Here is a 17,711-nt window from a genome sequence, read left to right as displayed (position 1 = left end):
CACCCCAACCGCGGCACATCCGCACCCACTTCAGGAGACCTGAGAATGCTTCACAAGATCACGCGGCGCGCAGCCGTTGCCCTGGCCGTCATGGCGGCACTGACCGGCACGGCCCATGCCCAAAAGGTTGCCGACATCAAGAAGTCGGGCGTGCTCAAGGTCGGCGCCCAGGTGGCCCAGGTGCCGTTCGGCTTCACGGACAAGAACAACAAGCTCACGGGCTACGACATCGAGTTCGCCGAGATGCTGGCCAAGGACCTGGGCGTGAGGGCCGACTTCACACCCGTGACGGTGGCCAACCGCACCGCGGCCCTGCTGACGGGTCAGGTCGACGTGCTGGCCGCGGTGGTGTCGATATTCCCGGACCGTCAGAAGGTCGTGCTGTTCTCGCGTCCGTACTCCTACAACGAGGTCGTGCTCATCGGCAAGGCCAGCATGCCGGCGCTTGGCAACTGGGATTCCCTCAAGAGCTACCGCATCGGTGTGCCGCGCGGCAGCGTGCAGGACTCCGCTGTGACCCAGGCCAAGACGGGCGCGACCATCCAGCGCTTCGACGACGACGCAGCCGCCGTGCAGGCACTGCTGTCTGGCCAGGTGGATCTGGTGGGGGCTTCCAACACCCAGATCGCGCCGATCGACCAGGTCGCCGGCGCCGGCAAGTACGCCATCAAGTTCCCCATCTCGCGCAACTACCAGGGCGCAGCCGTGCGCCCGGGCGAGCGTGAGTGGATGACCTACATCAACGACTTCATCGGCCGCAAGATCGCCAGCGGCGAACTCGATGCCCTGTACAAGAAGTGGATGGGCCAGGAGATGGCCAAGGATATGCCCACCACCGGCGAAGGCGAAGCGGCGCTGGCTGTCATGCTGGCCAAGTAAGCGCCGCAACGATCCCGAGCGAGACTCCAGATGCTTCCCACAGATTCAGGTATCACGGCAGACCATGCGGTCGCCCATGTTGCCAGCGACGAGACGATCATCTCCATGGAGGACGTTAGCAAGTGGTACGGCAGCATGCGCGTGCTCACTGACGTCAACCTGAAGGTGCGCAAGGGCGAACGCATCGTGATCTGCGGGCCATCGGGCTCTGGAAAGTCGACGACGATCCGCTGCATCAACAGGCTGGAGCCCTTCCAGAAGGGCCGGATCGTCGTCGATGGGATCGACCTCGGCGCCAGCACGAAGAGCGTGCAGGCCGTGCGCGCCGAAGTCGGCATGGTGTTTCAGCAGTTCAACCTGTTTCCGCACCTGACGGTGCTGGAGAACTGCATGTTGGCGCCGATGAAGGTGCGCGGCACGAGCAAGGGCGACGCCGAAGCCATCGCCATGAAGTACCTGACCCGCGTGCGCATTCCAGACCACGCCCGCAAGTACCCTGCACAACTCTCGGGCGGCCAGCAGCAGCGCGTGGCGATCGCGCGGGCCTTGTGCATGACGCCCAAGATCATGCTGTTCGACGAGCCCACCTCGGCCCTGGATCCGGAGATGGTCAAGGAGGTCCTGGACACCATGATCGGCTTGGCCGACGAGGGCATGACCATGCTGTGCGTCACGCACGAGATGGGCTTTGCCCGCAGCGTGGCCGACCGCGTGCTGTTCATGGACCGCGGCGAGATCGTCGAGCAGGCGCCGCCCGAGGAGTTCTTCACGGCGCCCCGCCATGAACGCCTGCGCGACTTCCTCGGACAGATCCTCCACAAGTAACCAACGCCGCACGGCGACACCGCTTCGGCCAGCACAGAGCAGCCACGCTATCGATGCACATCGATTGCCGGGATGGCGCAGCCTTGTCTGTTGATCTGCGGTGACATGCCCTCCGGGTAGACACGATGACCGCACTTTCTCTCGCCCATCTCACCGCGCTAGATGTCGCCCCGCCGGCCTTGTTCGACCTGGCCGCCGCTACCGGCTACCAGAGCGTGGGCATCCGCATCCTGCCGGCCGCGCCAGGCGCCGTCGCCTACGCGCTCACGCCGGCAACGCTGGCCACGTGGCGCGCACGTGCCCGAGACGCGGGCGTGGGCGTCTACGACGTGGAATTCATTCCGCTGACGCCGGACGTGCAGGTCGAAGCCTATGCGCCGACGCTGGCCCTGGCGGCAGAACTCGGTGCCCAACGCTTGAATGTCTCGGGCGATGACACCGACTTCGCGCGCCTGGTGGACCGGTTCGGTGTCATCTGCGACCTGGCAGGCCAGTTCGGCCTGGTCGTCGACCTGGAGTTCATGCGCTTTCGGGTCCTCGCCAATCTGGGCCAAGCGGTCGCGCTCGTGACCAAGGCGGGGCGTGCCAACGGCAAGGTCCTGCTGGACCTGCTGCACTTCCACCGTTCTGGCGGCACGGCCGAACAACTGGCCGCCACGCCCGGCGAGCTCTTCGGCTCGGTGCAGCTGTGCGATGCCCGGCTCGCCGACCCGGGCGATGCGGCGATCGTGGCCGAGGCCAGAGAGGGGCGGCTTCTTCCTGGCGAGGGCGAGCTGCCGCTGCTGGACTACCTGAACGCCTTGCCCCTGGACATCCCGATGGGCGTGGAAGTCCCGACGGCTGCGACCCATCCGGCCTGGGACGCGCACGAACGCGCCCAGCGCGCCAGTGCCGCCGCGCGCGCCGTGCTTGCGGCGCGCCAACCCGCGCGTTGAGCGGCCCACCGCCTCCGATCCGTCACTTCACCATCCTCAGAGGAAACATCATGACGAACGCTCTTTCTGGAAAGGTCGCCGTCGTCACCGGCGGCGCTCGCGGCATCGGCCTGGGCATCGCCCGGCGACTGACGCAAGACGGCGCACGCGTGGCGCTATGGGACCTTGGCTTCGACGGCTTCAGCAGCGAGCCTGCAGGCTTCGTGCCGGCGCTGACTCAGTCGGTCGACGTCTCCAACTTCGCCAGCGTGGAGCAGGCCTACGCCGACACCGTGCAGGCCCTAGGCCAGGTCGACATCCTCGTCAACAACGCGGGCATCAACGGTCCCGTGGTCAACATGTGGGACTACCCCGTCGAGACATGGGACAAGGTCATGGGGGTGAACCTGGCCGGGGTCTTTTACTGCACGCGCGTGATGGTCCCAGCCATGCGCGAACGCAAGCAGGGTCGCATCGTCAACATTTCGTCAATGGCGGGCAAGGAAGGCGCACCGGGCATCGCGGCCTACGCCGCAGCCAAGGGCGGTGTCATCTCGTTCACCAAGACCGTCGCGCGCGAACTGTGCGACAGCGGCGTGATGGTCAACGCCGTCGCGCCCGCCATGACCGAGACCGACCTGTTCAGGCAGATGACGCCCGAGCACATCGCCAACATGAAGAGCCGCATCCCGATGGGGCGCTTCGTCCAGGTGGACGATGTCGCCGCGACGGTGGCCTTCATCGTCGGCCCGGATTGCAGCTTCACGACGGGGTTCACCTTCGACGTGTCGGGCGGGCGCGCCGTCTACTGAGGCACCGAAGCAAGAAGCCATGCGCCGCTCCATTGGCACTGTCTCGCTGTCCGGCACGCTGGCCAACAAGCTCGATGCCATCGCGGCGGCTGCCTCGGCGGCATCGAATTGTTCGAGCCGGACTCCACCAATGCACGCATGTCGGCGGCCGGGCTTAGCTCGCGCTGCGCCGACCACGGTCTCAAGATCGAACTGTTCCAGCCCTTGCGCGACTTCGAGGGCATGCCGGCGGACAGCTTCGCGCGCAGCCTGGTGCGGGTCGAACGCAAGACGACTTCATGCAGGCGTTGGACTGCCCCTTGGTCGTGTGCTCCAACACCTCACCGCTGGCCTTGCCCGAGCCGCAGCGCGCGGCCGAGCAGTTGCGGGTGCTGGCCGAGCGCGCTGCGCGCAGGGGCCTGCGCATCGGGTTAGAGGCACTCGCTTGGGGCCGGCATGTGAACAAATGGCGCCAAGCCTGGGACATCGTGCAGCGCGCCAATCCATCCATATCTGGGTCTGTTCGTCGACAGCTTCCACACGGCTTCGTTGGGTGACAGTCCCGAGGGCATCGCCGAGGTTGGCGCCAAGCTCTTCTTCGTGCAGATGGCCGATGCACCACTGATGGGGCTGAACGTGATCGACTGGGCGTGGCACCACCACAACTTTCCTGGGCAGGGACAGTTCGATGTGGTCGGCTTCTTTGAGCAGTGCATGCGTGCCGGTTATCGGTAAGCGTATCCCCAAGGCCCTCTGGGCGGGGCTATGGCGGTCAGATATCCACGACATGGCGCAGCAGCGGGAAGCCGACGCGCCACGTAGTGCCATCGCCGGGGTCGATGCTGGCGGTGCGCTGGTTGATACGCACGATGGTCCCCACGACGGTGTTGAGGTACTTGTCCTCGAAGGCCACCTTCTCGCCGCAGCGCAAGTCGTTGCGCCCTGGCTGGGGCGCAGCCGGCGGCTCGGGTGCGGCTGCAGCCCGGGCCGCATGCGCCGGCGGCTCGATGGCCGTGTAGGGCACGGACCAGGCGATGCGCGTGCCCTCTTCCTGGATCGTGGCCTGCGTCTCCTTCATGGCCAGCACCGTGCCCGAGCACATCCGGCCGTCCCGCCAATCCATGAACCGCACCGCCTGCCCCAGATGCAGGTTCAGGCGGATGGGCACACTGCGCTTCGGATCGGCCAGCATCCGCTCGATCACGCCCTTGAGCTGCAGCAGCTCCAGGCTGCTGGCGCGCCCGAGCACCTCCAGCAGGCGCGAGTCCACGCCAGCCGCGCTCACGCCGCCTTCCTTTGCGCCCAGGGCTGGGCGGCCATGTTCCACGGCAGCAACTCCTCGATCCGGTTGACCGGGTGATCGGCGATGCGCGCGAGCACCTCGCGCAGCCAGGCCTGCGGATCCAGAGCGTTGAGCTTGGCCGTCTCCATCAGGCTGTACAGGCTGGCAGCGCGGTGCCCGCCCTCGTGCGAGCCCATGAACAGGTAGTTGTTGCGCCCCAGTGCAACGCCCCGGATGGCGCGCTCGGCCGCCGAGTTGTCGATCTCGATGCGCCCGTCGTCGACGTAGCGCGTCAATGCAGGCCAGCGCGCCAGGCTGTAGCGCGCGGCGCTGGCCAATTCCGACTTGGCCGAGACCTGGGCCAGCACGCCGTGCAGCCACGCATGAAACGCCAGCAGCAGGGGGGCAGCCCGCGCCCGGCGCTGGGCGCGGCGCACGTCCGGCGGCCGCCCTCGGATGTCCGCCTCGATGGCGTACAGCGCCCGGATGCGCCGCAGCGCCTGCGCCGCCAGGCCGTCATCGCCGCGGTGCTGCTCGTACAAGTCCCACCACGGGCGCCTCGCGTGGGCCCAGCAGGCCGCCTCGGTCACGCCCTGCTCGTACAGGCCGCCCCAGCCGGCATAGGCATCGGCCTGCAGGATGCCGCCGAAGCCGCGCAGGTGCGCGCGTGGGTGCTCGCCCTTGCGGTCGGGGCTGTAGCGGAACCACGCCGCCGGCGCCGCGGTGCCGGCACTGGGCCGGTCGTCGCGCACATACACCCATAGCCGCCCGGTGAGGGTCTTGCCGCGCCCTGGCGCGAGCACCTTCACCGGGGTGTCGTCGGCGTGCACCTTCGCGCCTTGCAGCACGTGGCGCCCCAGCGCGGCGACCAACGGCTCGAGCAGCGTGTGGACCTGCTCGACCCAGCCGGCCATCGTGGCACGCTCGATGGGCACACCCTCGCGGGCAAAGATGCGGCTGAGACGGTGCAGCGGCAGGTGGTCGCAATACTTGCTGACCATCACGTGCAACAGCAGGCCCGCGCCGGCCAGGCCCCGGGGGATCGGACGGCTGGGCGCAGGGGCCTGCCAGATCGCCTCGCAGGCCGTGCACACCTGCTTCTCGCGCACGGTGCGGATGACCTTGAAGCGCCCGGGCACGTACTCCAGGTGATGCGAGACGTCATGGCCCAATGCCCGCAGTCGCCCTCCGCAGGCAGCGCAGCCGCATGGGCGGCCTTGCGCGTCGTGGTGCGCCTCGCTTGCCGGCGCGCTCAGCAGCAGTTGCTCGTGGGGCAGATGTGCGGGCAGGCTGCGGTCCAGGCCCTGGTTGGCGGCGGCGAGTGCCGGCTTCGGCGAGGGGGCCGCGGGTTGTTCTGCCTGAGCGGACTCGGCCTCGATCAGGCTCGCCTGGCCATCGGCGTAGCGTTCGCTGCTCGCGCCGAATCGCGCGCGCTGCTGGCGTGCCAGCTGCAGCGTCAGCTTCTGCACCAGCAGTTCGAGCCGCTTGACCTCGCCCTTGAGCCACTGCGGGTCGTCGGGCAGTCGTTCGGGATGGGCGCTGGGGCTGGGCACGGGCCGTAATGTGCCCGAGGTTCGGCGCTGCGTCACGCGCCACGCGTGCCCGCGTGCGCACGCGAGCCCTCGGCCCAGGGCTCAGGCTGCCAGTGAGGGCGTGTGCGTCCTGGCGGGCATGCGCCAGTCGATACCCTCCAGCAGCATCGACAGTTGCGCCGCCGTCAGCACGACCCGTCCCTGCGTCGCGCTTGGCCACACGAAGCGTTCACGTTCCAGGCACTTGGCCAGCAGCAGGCCCTGGCCGTCGAACCACAGCAGCTTGACGATGTCGCCGCGGCGCCCGCGGAAGACGAAGACGTGACCGCCGAAAGGATTGGCCGCCAGCGTGCCCTGCACCTGCGCGGCCAGGCCGTCGAAGCCCTTGCGCATGTCGGTGTGGCCGGCGGCCAGCCACACACGCGCGTTGGCGGGAAGGCCGATCACCGCAGGTCACCTCTCAGCGCTTCGAGCACAGCCCGCAGGGTCTGGGTGTCCGCACCCGCGTGCACTCGCATCATGACCTCGGCGATGGACAGTTCGATGCAGGCCCGTGGTGATGCGGTGGTGGCGGCCGCAGGCAGCGGCGCTGCGGCGCTGCGGCGAGCGTGACGGGCAGCATCACCGCAGAGGGCTCGGCGCAGCCTGGTCTTTGCAGCACGACGACTCAGCGGCGCAACTGGTTCGCGTTGATCTGGTTGCGCATGGCCAAATCCGCCAGCGACATGCCCGGCTGCTGCGCCTGCTCGACGATCCAGGCCTTGAAGGCTGCGTGGTAGCGATGACGGCCTCGTGCGTTGGTGCTCTCGACTCGCTCACCGGGCCAGATCGGGATGTGTCCGCTGTCTTGCATGTGCACGCATGCTGCTGTGTTGCAGCATGCACTTCAAGGCGGTGGTGAGAGGACGCTTACCAAAATGCAAACGCCCGATGCGGTGCACCGGGCGTCCCTGGCCGGCTGAACGCCGGCTGTTTGGGTGTCAACCTAATTCAGGACGGGTCACCTGCAGTTGGTCGGCAAACAGTCGACGCACATCCGCCTTGATGCTGCTGAGCAGGCGCCAGTTGCCCGTTTGGTGACGAACGCGCCCAGCCACGATGGTGGGATGAATGCGCAACTTGTCCGCCAAGGCCATCGCGGCCTCCATCGTCGGCTCTACGGTCAACCCCGAGGCAAGCCATTCGGCCTGTGGGATCAAGATGTCCCGAGCGCCGTCGTCGGCCTCGCGTTCTTCCTGAGTCTGTTGATGGACCTTGTCTTCGAGGTTGTCTGCGATGAACCAGCGATCCGGGCCCAGGTGTCTTTGGATGTGCACCAGTTCGTGCAGCAACGCGAACCAGAAATTGTCGAGCCGGTCGTGTCTCAGGGTCAGAGCCACCACGGGGAGATCGCCATCGAACATGGCGGCACCATCGAGGTATGTCTTGCTGAAGTGTTCTTCGAACACCAGGGCAATGCCCATGTCGGCCAGGAACTCCTGCGCTAGCCGTGGCCCTTGTTCGAACCGCGACAGGCGGGCCAGCTCGCGCAGGCGCTCCTCGGTCAAGCTGCCCTTCACGAATGCGGACTTGAGCTTGAGTTGACGTGCCTTCTTGAGCACCGCCACATGCCAGGTCAGCAGGGCATATTCGTCCATCAGGCGACTGCCGCTCTGGTGCATCGGGGCACGCAGCCGAGCCTGGTGGATCGGCTGCAGGTTGAAGCCGCGCATGAACCTGCGGATCAATTCTTCCGTCTTGTCCTTGGCTTCTCGGAGGGTGCCGTTGAAGCCTTCGAAGTACCCGCGGGCGAACATCTCCTTGAAGGGGAACTTGGCCGTGTCATAGGGGAGCGCCTCATCCAGATCCACCGCATCATCGGTTTGCGCCAGCAACACATCAGCCGGGACGCCGAGGCCCTGATGCAGTTTTCGAATCATGGCCAGGTTGAGCGGGCGCTTGCGCGCGAGCACCTCGGACACCTTGGGCAGCGAGCCCATGTAGGGCACCAAGTCCACCTTCTTGAGGCCGAGCTGGTCCATGCGAAACAGGATGGCTTCGATCGGGTCGAGCACCACCGGCTCGACCTTGCTGTGCTCGTAAGACTCGATGACCAGGGCCAGCAATTCCAACTCGGCTTCCTTGCTGGAACCCGGCGTCACGTCTTCATCCATCAAAGCCGACAGACGAGCGATCGCCGCATCGTAGTCACGCTGCGTCTTGATCACTTTCACCTGTTGCCTCATGTCCGTTCCTTTCATGTGCTGCGTCCGACCTAGAACTTCTGCTTGTCGTACTCAGCATGCGTGCCAACCCACTCGATCAGGATCAAGCCGTTTCGGTACTTGGCCTTGATGACCAGTCGATAGGTGTTGCCCATGATGTTGAAGATGACCTTGTTGTCTGCCAGGATGCTGGCGTTGGGATACCGGGTCTTGATGTCCTGTGGCCCCGTCCACCGGGAGCGCTCAGCCTCGGAGCGCCAAGCGTCAAGCGGCCCACGTGCGTCAGCATGTTTGCGCTTGAAGTCGTCCAGCTTGAGAAGGCCCAGGAGCTGCATGGGTGGATCATGACTGTTTCCTTCAGTCTGGTCGAATGATACTTTCCTATGCGGAAAACTGTCAAATTCCCTGATCGCAGGAAATGCTCGAAGCAGGTGAGCGATGGGTGGTGTGGGTTTTGAGGCCTTCGTCGCGCCCTGTGGCAGGGGCGAAACGGCCTGCGGACTCGGGCCTTGGTCGGCGTTGATCGACGCAGGTACTCTCAGCATTGCGACTGGCAGTTGCTTGCCTGGGAACTCGGTGTTGCGGCCTTGCGCGCGACCTGCAGTAGCAAATGCAGTGGCGCGCGTGGTCGCATCCCGGACCTATGGTCCTGATGTGGCTTTATCGAGATCTTCGGATTCCGCCGCAGCCACCAAATTTCTTCCGTTCACCCAGAACACCAGGCCCGACGCGCAAGAGCCGGGCTTTTTGTTTTTCGAGCCGCAGTGGCAAGGGCGGTGCCGCACACACGCCGCTGCCGATGACGAAGCGGCTGGGCGTGACGCCACCCGTTCCCGTCGCCGACGGCTAGCATCGGCGCCCATGGATCCTGAGCACTCTGAGTTGAGCGCTGCGCTCGAAGCGGCCGGCACCGGCCTGTGGTCGTGGCATTCCGGCACCGGCGCGGTGACGGTGTCGCCTCGCGGTGCGCGTCAGCTCGGCCTGCGTGGCGAAGGGCCGTTCGACCAGGCGCAGTGGCTGGAGGCCGTGCATCCCGACGACCGCGCCCGGATCGCCGGGCTGGTGGCGCAGGCCGCCGTGGGTGCCTGCATCGAGCACCAGGTCATGCGCGCGGATGGCCGCACGGCCTGGCTGCGGCTCACGGTCTATCGCGTGGACGCGCCGCCCGACACCGGCTGGCGGCAAGTGGCCGGCACCTACCAGGACATCACCGACCTGCGCCTGGCCCGGCACCGCATCGCCCTGTTCGATTTCCTTGGGCATGACCTGTACGGCGGCGCCGCCGACGCGGCCGAGATCGCCTACCGCGCCGCCGAAGCCCTGGGCCGCGCGCTGGGCGTGAGCCGGGCCGGCTACGGCACGGTGGACAAGCGGGCCGAGACCATCACCATCGAGCGCGACTGGAACGCGCCCGGCATCCGCACACTGGCGGGCACCCTGCACTTTCGCGACTACGGCAGCTACATCGAGGACCTCAAGCGCGGCGAGACGGTGGTCTTCGACGATGCGCGGACCGACCCGCGCACGCGCGACACCGCCGACGCGCTCATCGCCATCAGCGCCCAGGCCGTCGTCAACATGCCCGTGAGCGAGGACGGCGGGCTGGTCGCGCTGCTCTACCTCAACCATACTACGGCGCGGGTCTGGACCGAGGAAGAGATGTCGCTGGTGCGCGAAGTCGCCCACCGCACCCGCCAGGCCGTGGAGCGCCGCCGTGCCGAGGACGAGCTGCGCCAGCTCGCGGCCTCGCTGGAAGAGCAGGTGCAGCAGCGCACCCGCAAGCTCATCGCCTCCGAGGCCGCGCTGCATCAGGCCCAGAAGATGGAGGCCGTGGGCCAGCTCACGGCCGGCCTGGCGCACGACTTCAACAACCTGCTGGCCGCGGTTTCCGGCAGCCTCGAGCTGCTCAAGCGCCGCGCCGGGGCCGACGCGGCCACGGCCCGCTATGTGGAGGTGGGCCTGACGGCCACCCGGCGCGCCGCCGCGCTCACCCACCGGCTGCTGGCCTTCTCGCGCCAGCAGACGCTGGAGCCGCGTGTGGTGGACGTGCATGCGCTGGTGGCCAACTTCGAGGACCTGATCCAGCGCACCATCGGCCCGGCCATCGCGCTCGAGGTGCGCTCGGCGCCGACGCTGTGGCCGGTCTATGCCGACCCGGCTCAGCTGGAAAGCGCGCTGCTCAACCTGTGCATCAATGCCCGCGACGCCATGCCGGACGGCGGTCGGCTCGTCATCGAAGCGCTCAACCATGCGCCGGGCGCGCGGGTGGCCGAGGGGCTCGCCCCGTCGGATGGTCCGCGCGTCTCGATCTGCGTGCGCGACACGGGCTGCGGCATGCCGCCGGAGGTGGTGGCGCGCGCCTTCGATCCTTTCTTCACGACCAAGCCGCTGGGCCTGGGCACGGGGCTGGGCCTGTCGATGGTCTACGGCTTCGCGCAGCAATCGGGCGGCGTGGCGCACATCGCCTCCGTGCAGGGCCGGGGCAGCGCGGTGCATTTGCTGCTGCCCGCCCACCAGGGCGCGGCCGTGGCCGAGAGCGGCGCGGCCGAGCCGGCGACTGCCGGCGCGGTCGCTGCCTCCGGCACGGTCGTGGTGGTGGACGACGAGGCCGGCGTGCGCGGCATCATGGTGGAGGCGCTGCGCGCCATGGGCTTCGACGTGCTCGAAGCCGCCGACGGGCCCGAGGCGATGAAACGGCTGGCCGGCCTGCCGCGACCCCGCCTTCTGGTCACGGACGTGGGCCTGCCCGGCGGCATGAACGGCCGGCATCTGGCCGATGCGGCGCGGGTGCTGTTCCCGGGGCTGGGCGTGCTCTTCGTCACCGGCTATGCGGAAGGCACCGCGATCGGCGACGTCGCGCTGCCCGCCGGCATGCAGGTGCTTACCAAGCCGTTCGGGCTGGAGGCATTCGGCCGCCGCGTGCAGGCGATGGTGGGCGGCTGAGCCGGCCCCGGCCACCTCAGCGTCGGAACAGGCGCGCTCGTGCCCCCCAAGGCGCAGGGCCCCGGCGCAGCCTCATTGCACGGCGGCGCCGGGCAGCAGGTCCAGGTTCAGCCACTGGCGGAACTCGGCATAGGTCAGCGGCCTGTTGACCTGCGCATCGGGCGCGTTCTGCTGCCAGTGCACCCAGGTGCGGCCGGCGGCCGGGTCGTGGACCAGCTTGAACAGGTGGGTGGGCACGCGCACCTGGTTGCGGCCGATGGCCTTGCGGTCGGCGAACACCGGCCCGGTGATGACGTAGACCTCGCCCTTGGCCCGCTGCACGTAGCGGCGCGTGTCCTCCTCGACCTTGGCCCAGGGGCCGCTGTTCTGCCGCGGGTCCTGCGGGACCATGTTGGCCAGGCTGAAGGACTGGGCCATGGCCGCGTCGGTGGGCATGTCGGCGGCCGGTGCCATGTGGCCGCGTGCGTAGCCGGAGCCCCGGTAGTCGGTCAGGTCCGCGCGTTCGGCCGCGGGCAGGCGGGCGTCGGCATAGAAGCGGTCGTGCCGTTCGATGCCGCGGGCCCGCTGCAGCGACTGGCGGCTGAGCCGCTCGGCCACATAGACCGGCGTGCGGCTCTCGCCGGAATGCAGCACCGCGAAACCGTCGAAGCACAGTTCGCGCAGCCGCCCCGCCACCGCGACGGCCGGCGCGCGGCCGCCGACGAAGAACTGGGGGCAGGCGGCGAAGCCGGTGCCCGCCGTGGCGGCGGCGGGCGCCGGCGCAGGCGCGGGGGAACGGGCGGTGGCGGCCTCGGCCACGGCGGAAGGCCGGGGTGTCGCGACGGCCCGCCGGTCGCTGCCGTGCAAGGGGCCGCAGGCCGCAAGCGCGGCGGCCAATGCCACGGCCAGGACGGCGCCGGGAACGCGGCGGAGAAGAAGCGGAAATGCGGGAGGGATGCGCAGCTGCAGTCGGTCGTGGATCGCCATGAGGGCGGCGAGTCTAACGATCAGTTCACCTTGATTGACCTAGTTCATAGAGTGTTACGCGGCACCGTGGCGGCATGCCAGAAAGACCGCATGTACCGCCATTCGGAGGGTCGCCGCACCGGTCCGCCGCTGCGCGGGCCGAAGCGCGGCACGCGCACAATGCCGCCCGTGGACCTGCTCAAGACCTTCGGCCTGTTCCTGCTCACGGCGCTGGCCGAGATCGTGGGCTGCTACCTGCCCTACCTCTGGCTGCGGCAGGGCCGTTCGGCCTGGCTTCTGGTGCCGGCGGCGCTGAGCCTGTCGCTCTTCGCCTGGCTGCTGACGCTGCATCCCACGGGTGCGGGGCGCGTCTACGCGGCCTACGGCGGGGTCTACGTCGCGGTGGCGATCCTCTGGCTCTGGGCCGTCGACCGGGTGGTGCCGAGCGCCACCGATCTGATCGGCGTGGGGCTTTGCCTGGCCGGCATGGCCGTGATCATGGCCGGTGCCAGGCCGGGCGCCTGACGGTCCGGCGCCCGCACGCGGCGCCCCGAGGGCGCGCGGCGCGGGACGGGTTGCCGTCCCACAAAATTGTTAACTGGCGCCGACAAAAATCGCCGTCTTCGGTGATCATCGGTCGCCGCCCGATGCCCGCCCGTCCTTGCCCCATGCCCCTGTGCCACCGCCACGCCGCCGGCCTGGCGCCTCGCCGCCGCACAGGAGGGCGCCGCTTTTCATGAACGACGCTGTCCCGCTGTTTCAGGCGCCGGACCAGGAGGCGATGTTCGCCGCCATCCTCGAAGGCTCGGACGCGATGGTGCAGGCGGTCGACCTGCAGGGCCGCTGGATCGCGCTCAACCGTTCCGCCCGCCACGGCCTGGCGCCGCTGTATGCGCAGCCGCCCGAACTGGGCGGCGAGGTGCTGGCCCTGCGCGACGTGGCCTTCGCCGAACCGTGGCGCCAGGCCTGGCGCACGGCCCTGGGCGGCCAGCGCGCCACCACCGCCGTGGCCACCGTGCCCGATGCCGCGGCCGGCGGCTGGCGCACCTGCGACCTGCGGCTGCGCCCGCTGCTGGACGCCGACGGCCGGGTCTGCGGCCACTGCATGATCGCGCAGGACGCCACGCACCTGCTGGACCCGCAGCGCCGGCCCGAGGACGAGGTGCAGCGCCAGCCGCCCGCCCAGCGCGAGATCGAGGAACGCTACCGCCTGGCCGCGCTCGCCACCAACGACGCCATCTGGGACTGGCGCCTGGCCGACGGCCACGTCACCTGGAGCCAGGCCCTCAGCCGCCTTTTCGGCCATGCCCGCATCGACAGCGACGCCGACTGGTGGCTGGCGCAGATCCATCCCGACGACCGCCGACGCATCGACCAGGGCATCCACTCGGTCATCCTGGGCGGCGGCCTGACCTGGTCGGACGAATACCGTTTCCGCCGGGCCGACGGCAGCTATGCCCACGTGTTCGACCGCGGCACCGTGCTGCGCGGGCCCGACGGCCAGGCGCTGCGCATGATCGGCGCCATGCTCGACCTGACCGAGCGCAAGGGCGTCGAGGCCGCGCTGCGCATCAGCGAGAACCGCTTCCGCACGCTGTTCGAGCTGATGGACGAGGGCTTCTGCGTCATCGAATTCATCGACGGCCCGCACGGCCCCCTGAGCGACTACGTGCACGTGCTGGCCAACCCGGCCTACGCGGCCAACGCTGGCATCCGCGACGTGGTCGGCCAGAAGGTGCGCGACATGGTGCCGGACGAAGCCGAGGGCTGGGTCGCCATCTACCGCGAGGTGCTGCAGAGCGGCCGGCCGGTGCGCTTCGAGCGCGAGCTGGTCGCCACCGGCCGCCACCTGGAGCTGTCGGCCTTCCGCGTCGAGCCGCCCGAGAGCCGGCAGGTGGCCGTGCTGTTCCAGGACGTGACCGAGCGCCGCCGCGCCGAGATCGCCCTGCGCGACCTCAACCAGACGCTGGAGCGGCGTGTGGAGCAGGAAGTCGCCGAGCGCCTGAAGGCCCAGGAAGCCCTGCGCCAGTCGCAGAAGATGGAGGCCGTGGGCCAGCTCACGGGCGGCATCGCGCACGACTTCAACAACATGCTGGCGGTGGTCATGGGCTCGCTGGAGCTGCTGGGCCGCCGCTTCGTCGGCGACGATCCGCGCGCGCTGCGCCACGTCGAGTCGGCCAAGGACAGCGCGCGCCGCGCGGCGCAGCTCACCCAGCGCCTGCTGGCCTTCTCGCGCCAGCAGCAGCTCAGCCCCGAGTCGCTGGACGTCAACCGCCTGGTGGCTGGCATGGCCGACCTGCTGCGCCATTCACTGGGGGCGGACATCCGGCTGGACACCTCGCTCTCGCCCGAGCTCTGGCACACGCATGCCGACCCCAACCAGCTCGAGAACGTGGTGCTCAACCTGGCCGTCAATGCGCGCGACGCCATGCCCGAGGGCGGCCGGCTGCTGATCCGCACCGCCAACGTCCCTGCCGGTGCGCTGCCCATGGCGGCCGGCCAGACCGGGCCGCAGCGGGACTTCGTGTGCATCGCCGTCACCGACAGCGGCACCGGCATGGCGCCCGAGGTGCTGGCCCGCGCCTTCGAGCCCTTCTTCACCACCAAGGCCGTGGGGCGCGGCACCGGCCTGGGGCTGAGCCAGGTCTACGGTTTCGTGCGCCAGTCGGGCGGCCACGTGGACATGGAATCGACGCCAGGGCAGGGCACCACCGTGCGGCTCTACCTGCCGCGCGCCACCGCCGCCGCCCCCGCCCCCGCCGCGGCGTTTCCATCGGCGCCGCCGGCGGCAGGCGAGGTCCGCGGGCCCGGCGAGCGCATGCTCGTGCTGGTGGTGGACGACGAGCCCGCCGTGCGCCAGTTCTCCGCCGATGCCCTTCAGGAGCTCGGCTACGACGTGCTGCAGGCCGACGGCGCCCGGCGTGCGCTGCGGCTGCTGGAGGAGCGGCTCGACATCCAGCTGCTCTTCACCGACGTGCTCATGCCCGACATGAACGGCCGGCGCCTGGCCGACGAGGTGCTGCGCCGCCGCCCCGGCCTGCCCGTCCTGTTCACCACCGGCTACGCGCAGGACGTGATGGCCCACAACGGCGTGCTCGACCAGGGCGTGCTGCTGCTCGGCAAGCCCTTTACCATCGACCAGCTGGCCGCGCGCGTGCGCGAGGCCCTGGACGCCGCCGCCGCGCAGGCGCCGCCCCCACCCACAGAACAAGACGCCGCTTCGCCGTGACCGCCCCTTCAGCCATCCCCGGCGCCCCGGCCGCGCCGCCCGTCACCCTGGACAACTGCGACCGCGAGCCGATCCACATTCCGGGCGCCATCCAGTCGCACGGCCTGCTGCTGGCCTTCGATGCCGGACGGCGGCTCGTGTACGGCAGCGCCAACGCGGCGCAGATCCTCGGCAGCGGCCTGCCCGCCCTGGGCGAGCCCGCCGCCGACGGCTGGGCTGCCGCCCTCCCGGCGCTGGGCGAGGCCCTGTCCGCCGGCCTGCGCAACCCCGATCCGCAGCTGTCCATCCAGCAGGAGGTGCGCTGCGGCGACCGCCCGGCCGACCTGCTGGTGCACCGCAGCGGCGACACCGTCGTGCTCGAGCTGGAACTGCGCGACCGCGACGAGCCCCAGGTCAGCGAATACGCCCTGCGCGCCCACCGCGCCATCGACCGCCTCAAGCGCCAGCCCGACGTCGACAGCCTGCTGCAGACCGCCGCCACCGCCGTGCGCGAGCTCACCGGCTTCGACCGCGTGATGGCCTACCGCTTCCTGCACGACGGCAGCGGCGAGGTGGTGGCCGAAGACCGGCACGCGGCGCTGGAGCCCTTCGCCGGCCGGCGCTACCCGGCCAGCGACATCCCCGCCCAGGCGCGCCGGCTCTACCTCGTCAACACGCTGCGGCTGATCGCCGACGTGAATGCGGCGCCCGTGCCCGTGCTCGGCGTCGGCCACCGGGACGCGCCGCTCGACATGAGCCATTGCGTGCTGCGCAGCGTCTCGCCCATCCATCTGGAATACCTGCGCAACATGGGCGTGGCGGCCTCGATGAGCATCTCCATCGTGGTCGAGGGCGAACTGTGGGGCATGATCGCCTGCCACCACCGGGCACCGCGCCACGTGGCCTATGCGGTGCGCATGGCCTGCGACGTGCTGGCCCAGGTGCTGGCCGCCAACGTGCAGAGCCTGCTGGCCCGCCAGCGCGCCCGCGCCGCCGAAATGGCCGCCCAGCTGCGCGCCCAGGTGATCGAGGCGGCGCTGCATGGCGACGAGCTGCTGGCCGCGCTCGCGCCCCTGGCCGAGCCCATCGCCCGCGCTTTCGACGCCCAGGCCGTGGTGCTGGCGCAGGAAGGCAAGCTGGTGGTGCACGGCGAGCTGCCGCACGAGATCGCCGCCGGCCTGGTGCAGAGCCTGCAGCGCGCCCAGCTGGCCGAGCGCGACCTGGTCGTCAGCCAGGCCATGAAGCAGGTGCTGCCGCCGCCCATGCCCGTCACCGCGCCCTGGTGCGGCCTGCTGGGCCTGCGCTTCGATCCGGTGCAGGGCGGCTGGCTGCTGATGCTGCGCAAGGAGCAGATCGAGACCATCCACTGGGGCGGCAAGCCCGACAAGGACTACGCCACCGGCCCCAACGGCCCGCGCCTCACGCCGCGCGGCTCCTTCGACCTGTGGAAGCAGGAGGTGCGCGGCATCAGCGTGCCCTGGAGCGCCTTCGAGCAGAACCTGGCGCGCCAGCTGCTGGACGAACTCACGCGCGCCCATTCGCACCGGCTGGCCGAGATGCACCGCGCCCGCACGCAGCTGCTGGCCATGCTGGGCCACGACCTGCGCGATCCGCTGCAGTCCATCGCCATGGCCGCGCGCGTGCTGGAGCGCGGCGGCGATGCCGCCGGGACCGACGGCGCCGGGCCCAGCGCCCGCCTCGGCCAGCGCATCCAGTCGTCCAGCACGCGCATGGCGCGGCTCATCTCGCAGGTGCTCGACGCCTCGCGGCTGCAGGCCGACCTGGGCCTGCAGATCCGCCGCGTGCCGGTGGACCTGGCCCGCATCCTCGACGACCTGCTCGACGAGGCCGTGGTCGCCTACCCCGGCGTGCGCCTGCTGAAGGACATGCCTGAGCACCTGCCCATGCAGGCCGACCCCGACCGCATGGCGCAGCTCTTCGGCAACCTGCTGAGCAATGCGCGCCACCACGGCCTGCCCGGCGAGCCGGTGACGGTGCGCCTCGCGGACCTGGGCGAGCGGGTGCGCTTCGAGGTGCTGAACAGGGCGCCGGCCATCCCGCCCGAGGTGGCGGCCGACCTCTTCAGCGCCTTCAAGCGCGCGGCCCAGCCCAATGTCCGCAACAAGGGCGGGCTGGGGCTGGGCCTGCACATCGCGCAGGCCATCGCCCGCGAGCATGGCGGCGAGAA

General features: G+C 69.6%; 17 protein-coding genes. 10 read left to right on the top strand and 7 right to left on the bottom strand.

Translation table 11 applies throughout. The annotated features are described in order from the left end of the window. The first annotated feature begins 45 nt into the window (after nucleotides 1-45). The 6 genes from NS331_RS18700 (at nucleotide 46) to NS331_RS27210 (ending at nucleotide 4,144) form a co-directional block, all read left to right on the top strand. Nucleotides 46-879 carry a transporter substrate-binding domain-containing protein gene (locus NS331_RS18700; protein ID WP_058643464.1) on the top strand — a complete coding sequence of 278 codons (834 nt, stop codon included), beginning with the start codon at nucleotides 46-48 and terminating at the stop codon, nucleotides 877-879. A gap of 105 nt (nucleotides 880-984) precedes the next feature. After that, a complete protein-coding gene (locus tag NS331_RS18695; RefSeq protein ID WP_275936474.1) occupies nucleotides 985-1,704 on the top strand; it encodes an amino acid ABC transporter ATP-binding protein in 720 nt (239 codons plus the stop codon). 125 nt (nucleotides 1,705-1,829) lie between these two features. Further along, nucleotides 1,830-2,639, top strand: a complete 810-nt coding sequence (locus NS331_RS18690) for a sugar phosphate isomerase/epimerase family protein (protein ID WP_058643463.1) — start codon at nucleotides 1,830-1,832, stop codon at nucleotides 2,637-2,639. Nucleotides 2,640-2,689: 50 nt separating this feature from the next. Continuing rightward, entirely contained in the window at nucleotides 2,690-3,430 is a 741-nt protein-coding gene (locus NS331_RS18685; protein ID WP_058643462.1) for an SDR family NAD(P)-dependent oxidoreductase, read from the top strand. 278 nt (nucleotides 3,431-3,708) lie between these two features. Next, entirely contained in the window at nucleotides 3,709-3,966 is a 258-nt protein-coding gene (locus tag NS331_RS27215; protein WP_242873818.1) for an apurinic/apyrimidinic endonuclease family protein, read from the top strand. Further along, on the top strand, nucleotides 3,959-4,144 hold the full coding sequence (locus NS331_RS27210; protein ID WP_058643461.1) for a hypothetical protein: 186 nt from the start codon (nucleotides 3,959-3,961) through the stop codon (nucleotides 4,142-4,144). Before NS331_RS27215 ends, NS331_RS27210 begins: the two co-directional genes overlap by 8 nt. 37 nt (nucleotides 4,145-4,181) lie before the next feature. On the opposite strand, the gene NS331_RS18675 is transcribed toward NS331_RS27210, so the two are convergent. The 6 genes from NS331_RS18675 to NS331_RS18650 form a co-directional block, all read right to left on the bottom strand. After that, entirely contained in the window at nucleotides 4,182-4,694 is a 513-nt protein-coding gene (locus NS331_RS18675; RefSeq protein ID WP_058643460.1) for a hypothetical protein, read from the bottom strand. Then, nucleotides 4,691-6,244, bottom strand: coding sequence for an IS66 family transposase (gene tnpC, locus NS331_RS18670; protein ID WP_058643459.1), 1,554 nt, complete (start codon nucleotides 6,242-6,244; stop codon nucleotides 4,691-4,693). Before tnpC ends, NS331_RS18675 begins: the two co-directional genes overlap by 4 nt. 81 nt (nucleotides 6,245-6,325) lie before the next feature. Next, the gene (gene tnpB, locus NS331_RS18665) at nucleotides 6,326-6,670 is read right to left on the bottom strand and encodes an IS66 family insertion sequence element accessory protein TnpB (RefSeq protein ID WP_058643458.1); all 345 of its coding nucleotides are present in this window, start codon (nucleotides 6,668-6,670) and stop codon (nucleotides 6,326-6,328) included. A gap of 220 nt (nucleotides 6,671-6,890) precedes the next feature. Beyond that, nucleotides 6,891-7,076: a transposase gene (locus NS331_RS18660; protein ID WP_058643457.1), complete on the bottom strand. Its 186-nt coding sequence runs from the start codon at nucleotides 7,074-7,076 to the stop codon at nucleotides 6,891-6,893. Nucleotides 7,077-7,203: 127 nt separating this feature from the next. Then, the gene (locus tag NS331_RS18655) at nucleotides 7,204-8,448 is read right to left on the bottom strand and encodes a transcriptional regulator (RefSeq protein ID WP_058643456.1); all 1,245 of its coding nucleotides are present in this window, start codon (nucleotides 8,446-8,448) and stop codon (nucleotides 7,204-7,206) included. A gap of 29 nt (nucleotides 8,449-8,477) precedes the next feature. After that, complete coding sequence (locus NS331_RS18650) at nucleotides 8,478-8,762, bottom strand: type II toxin-antitoxin system HigB family toxin (protein ID WP_058643455.1); 285 nt, start codon at nucleotides 8,760-8,762, stop codon at nucleotides 8,478-8,480. A 547-nt stretch (nucleotides 8,763-9,309) separates the two neighbouring features. On the opposite strand from NS331_RS18650, the gene NS331_RS18645 reads away from it, so the two are divergent. Beyond that, complete coding sequence (locus NS331_RS18645) at nucleotides 9,310-11,370, top strand: ATP-binding protein (RefSeq protein WP_058643454.1); 2,061 nt, start codon at nucleotides 9,310-9,312, stop codon at nucleotides 11,368-11,370. A 72-nt stretch (nucleotides 11,371-11,442) separates the two neighbouring features. On the opposite strand, the gene NS331_RS18640 is transcribed toward NS331_RS18645, so the two are convergent. Then, nucleotides 11,443-12,168: a DNA/RNA non-specific endonuclease gene (locus NS331_RS18640; protein ID WP_242873817.1), complete on the bottom strand. Its 726-nt coding sequence runs from the start codon at nucleotides 12,166-12,168 to the stop codon at nucleotides 11,443-11,445. Nucleotides 12,169-12,504: 336 nt separating this feature from the next. Here NS331_RS18640 and NS331_RS18635 point away from each other — a divergent pair, with 336 nt between their 5' ends. The 3 genes from NS331_RS18635 to NS331_RS18625 all read left to right on the top strand — a co-directional run. Then, nucleotides 12,505-12,840, top strand: a complete 336-nt coding sequence (locus NS331_RS18635) for a YnfA family protein (protein ID WP_193758153.1) — start codon at nucleotides 12,505-12,507, stop codon at nucleotides 12,838-12,840. Between the two features lie 211 nt (nucleotides 12,841-13,051). Continuing rightward, nucleotides 13,052-15,544 carry a PAS domain-containing hybrid sensor histidine kinase/response regulator gene (locus NS331_RS18630; protein ID WP_082702610.1) on the top strand — a complete coding sequence of 831 codons (2,493 nt, stop codon included), beginning with the start codon at nucleotides 13,052-13,054 and terminating at the stop codon, nucleotides 15,542-15,544. After that, a partial coding sequence (locus NS331_RS18625; RefSeq protein WP_058643453.1) for a GAF domain-containing protein occupies nucleotides 15,541-17,711 on the top strand: 2,171 nt, incomplete at its 3' end. The genes NS331_RS18630 and NS331_RS18625, both read left to right, overlap by 4 nt.

The organism is Pseudacidovorax intermedius, assembly GCF_001476815.1.
In the GTDB taxonomy this organism is placed as follows: Bacteria; Pseudomonadota; Gammaproteobacteria; order Burkholderiales; family Burkholderiaceae_C; genus Xenophilus; species Xenophilus intermedius_A.
Note: the sequence above shows the minus strand (reverse complement) of the source record. Positions and strands in the feature narration are given on the sequence as shown.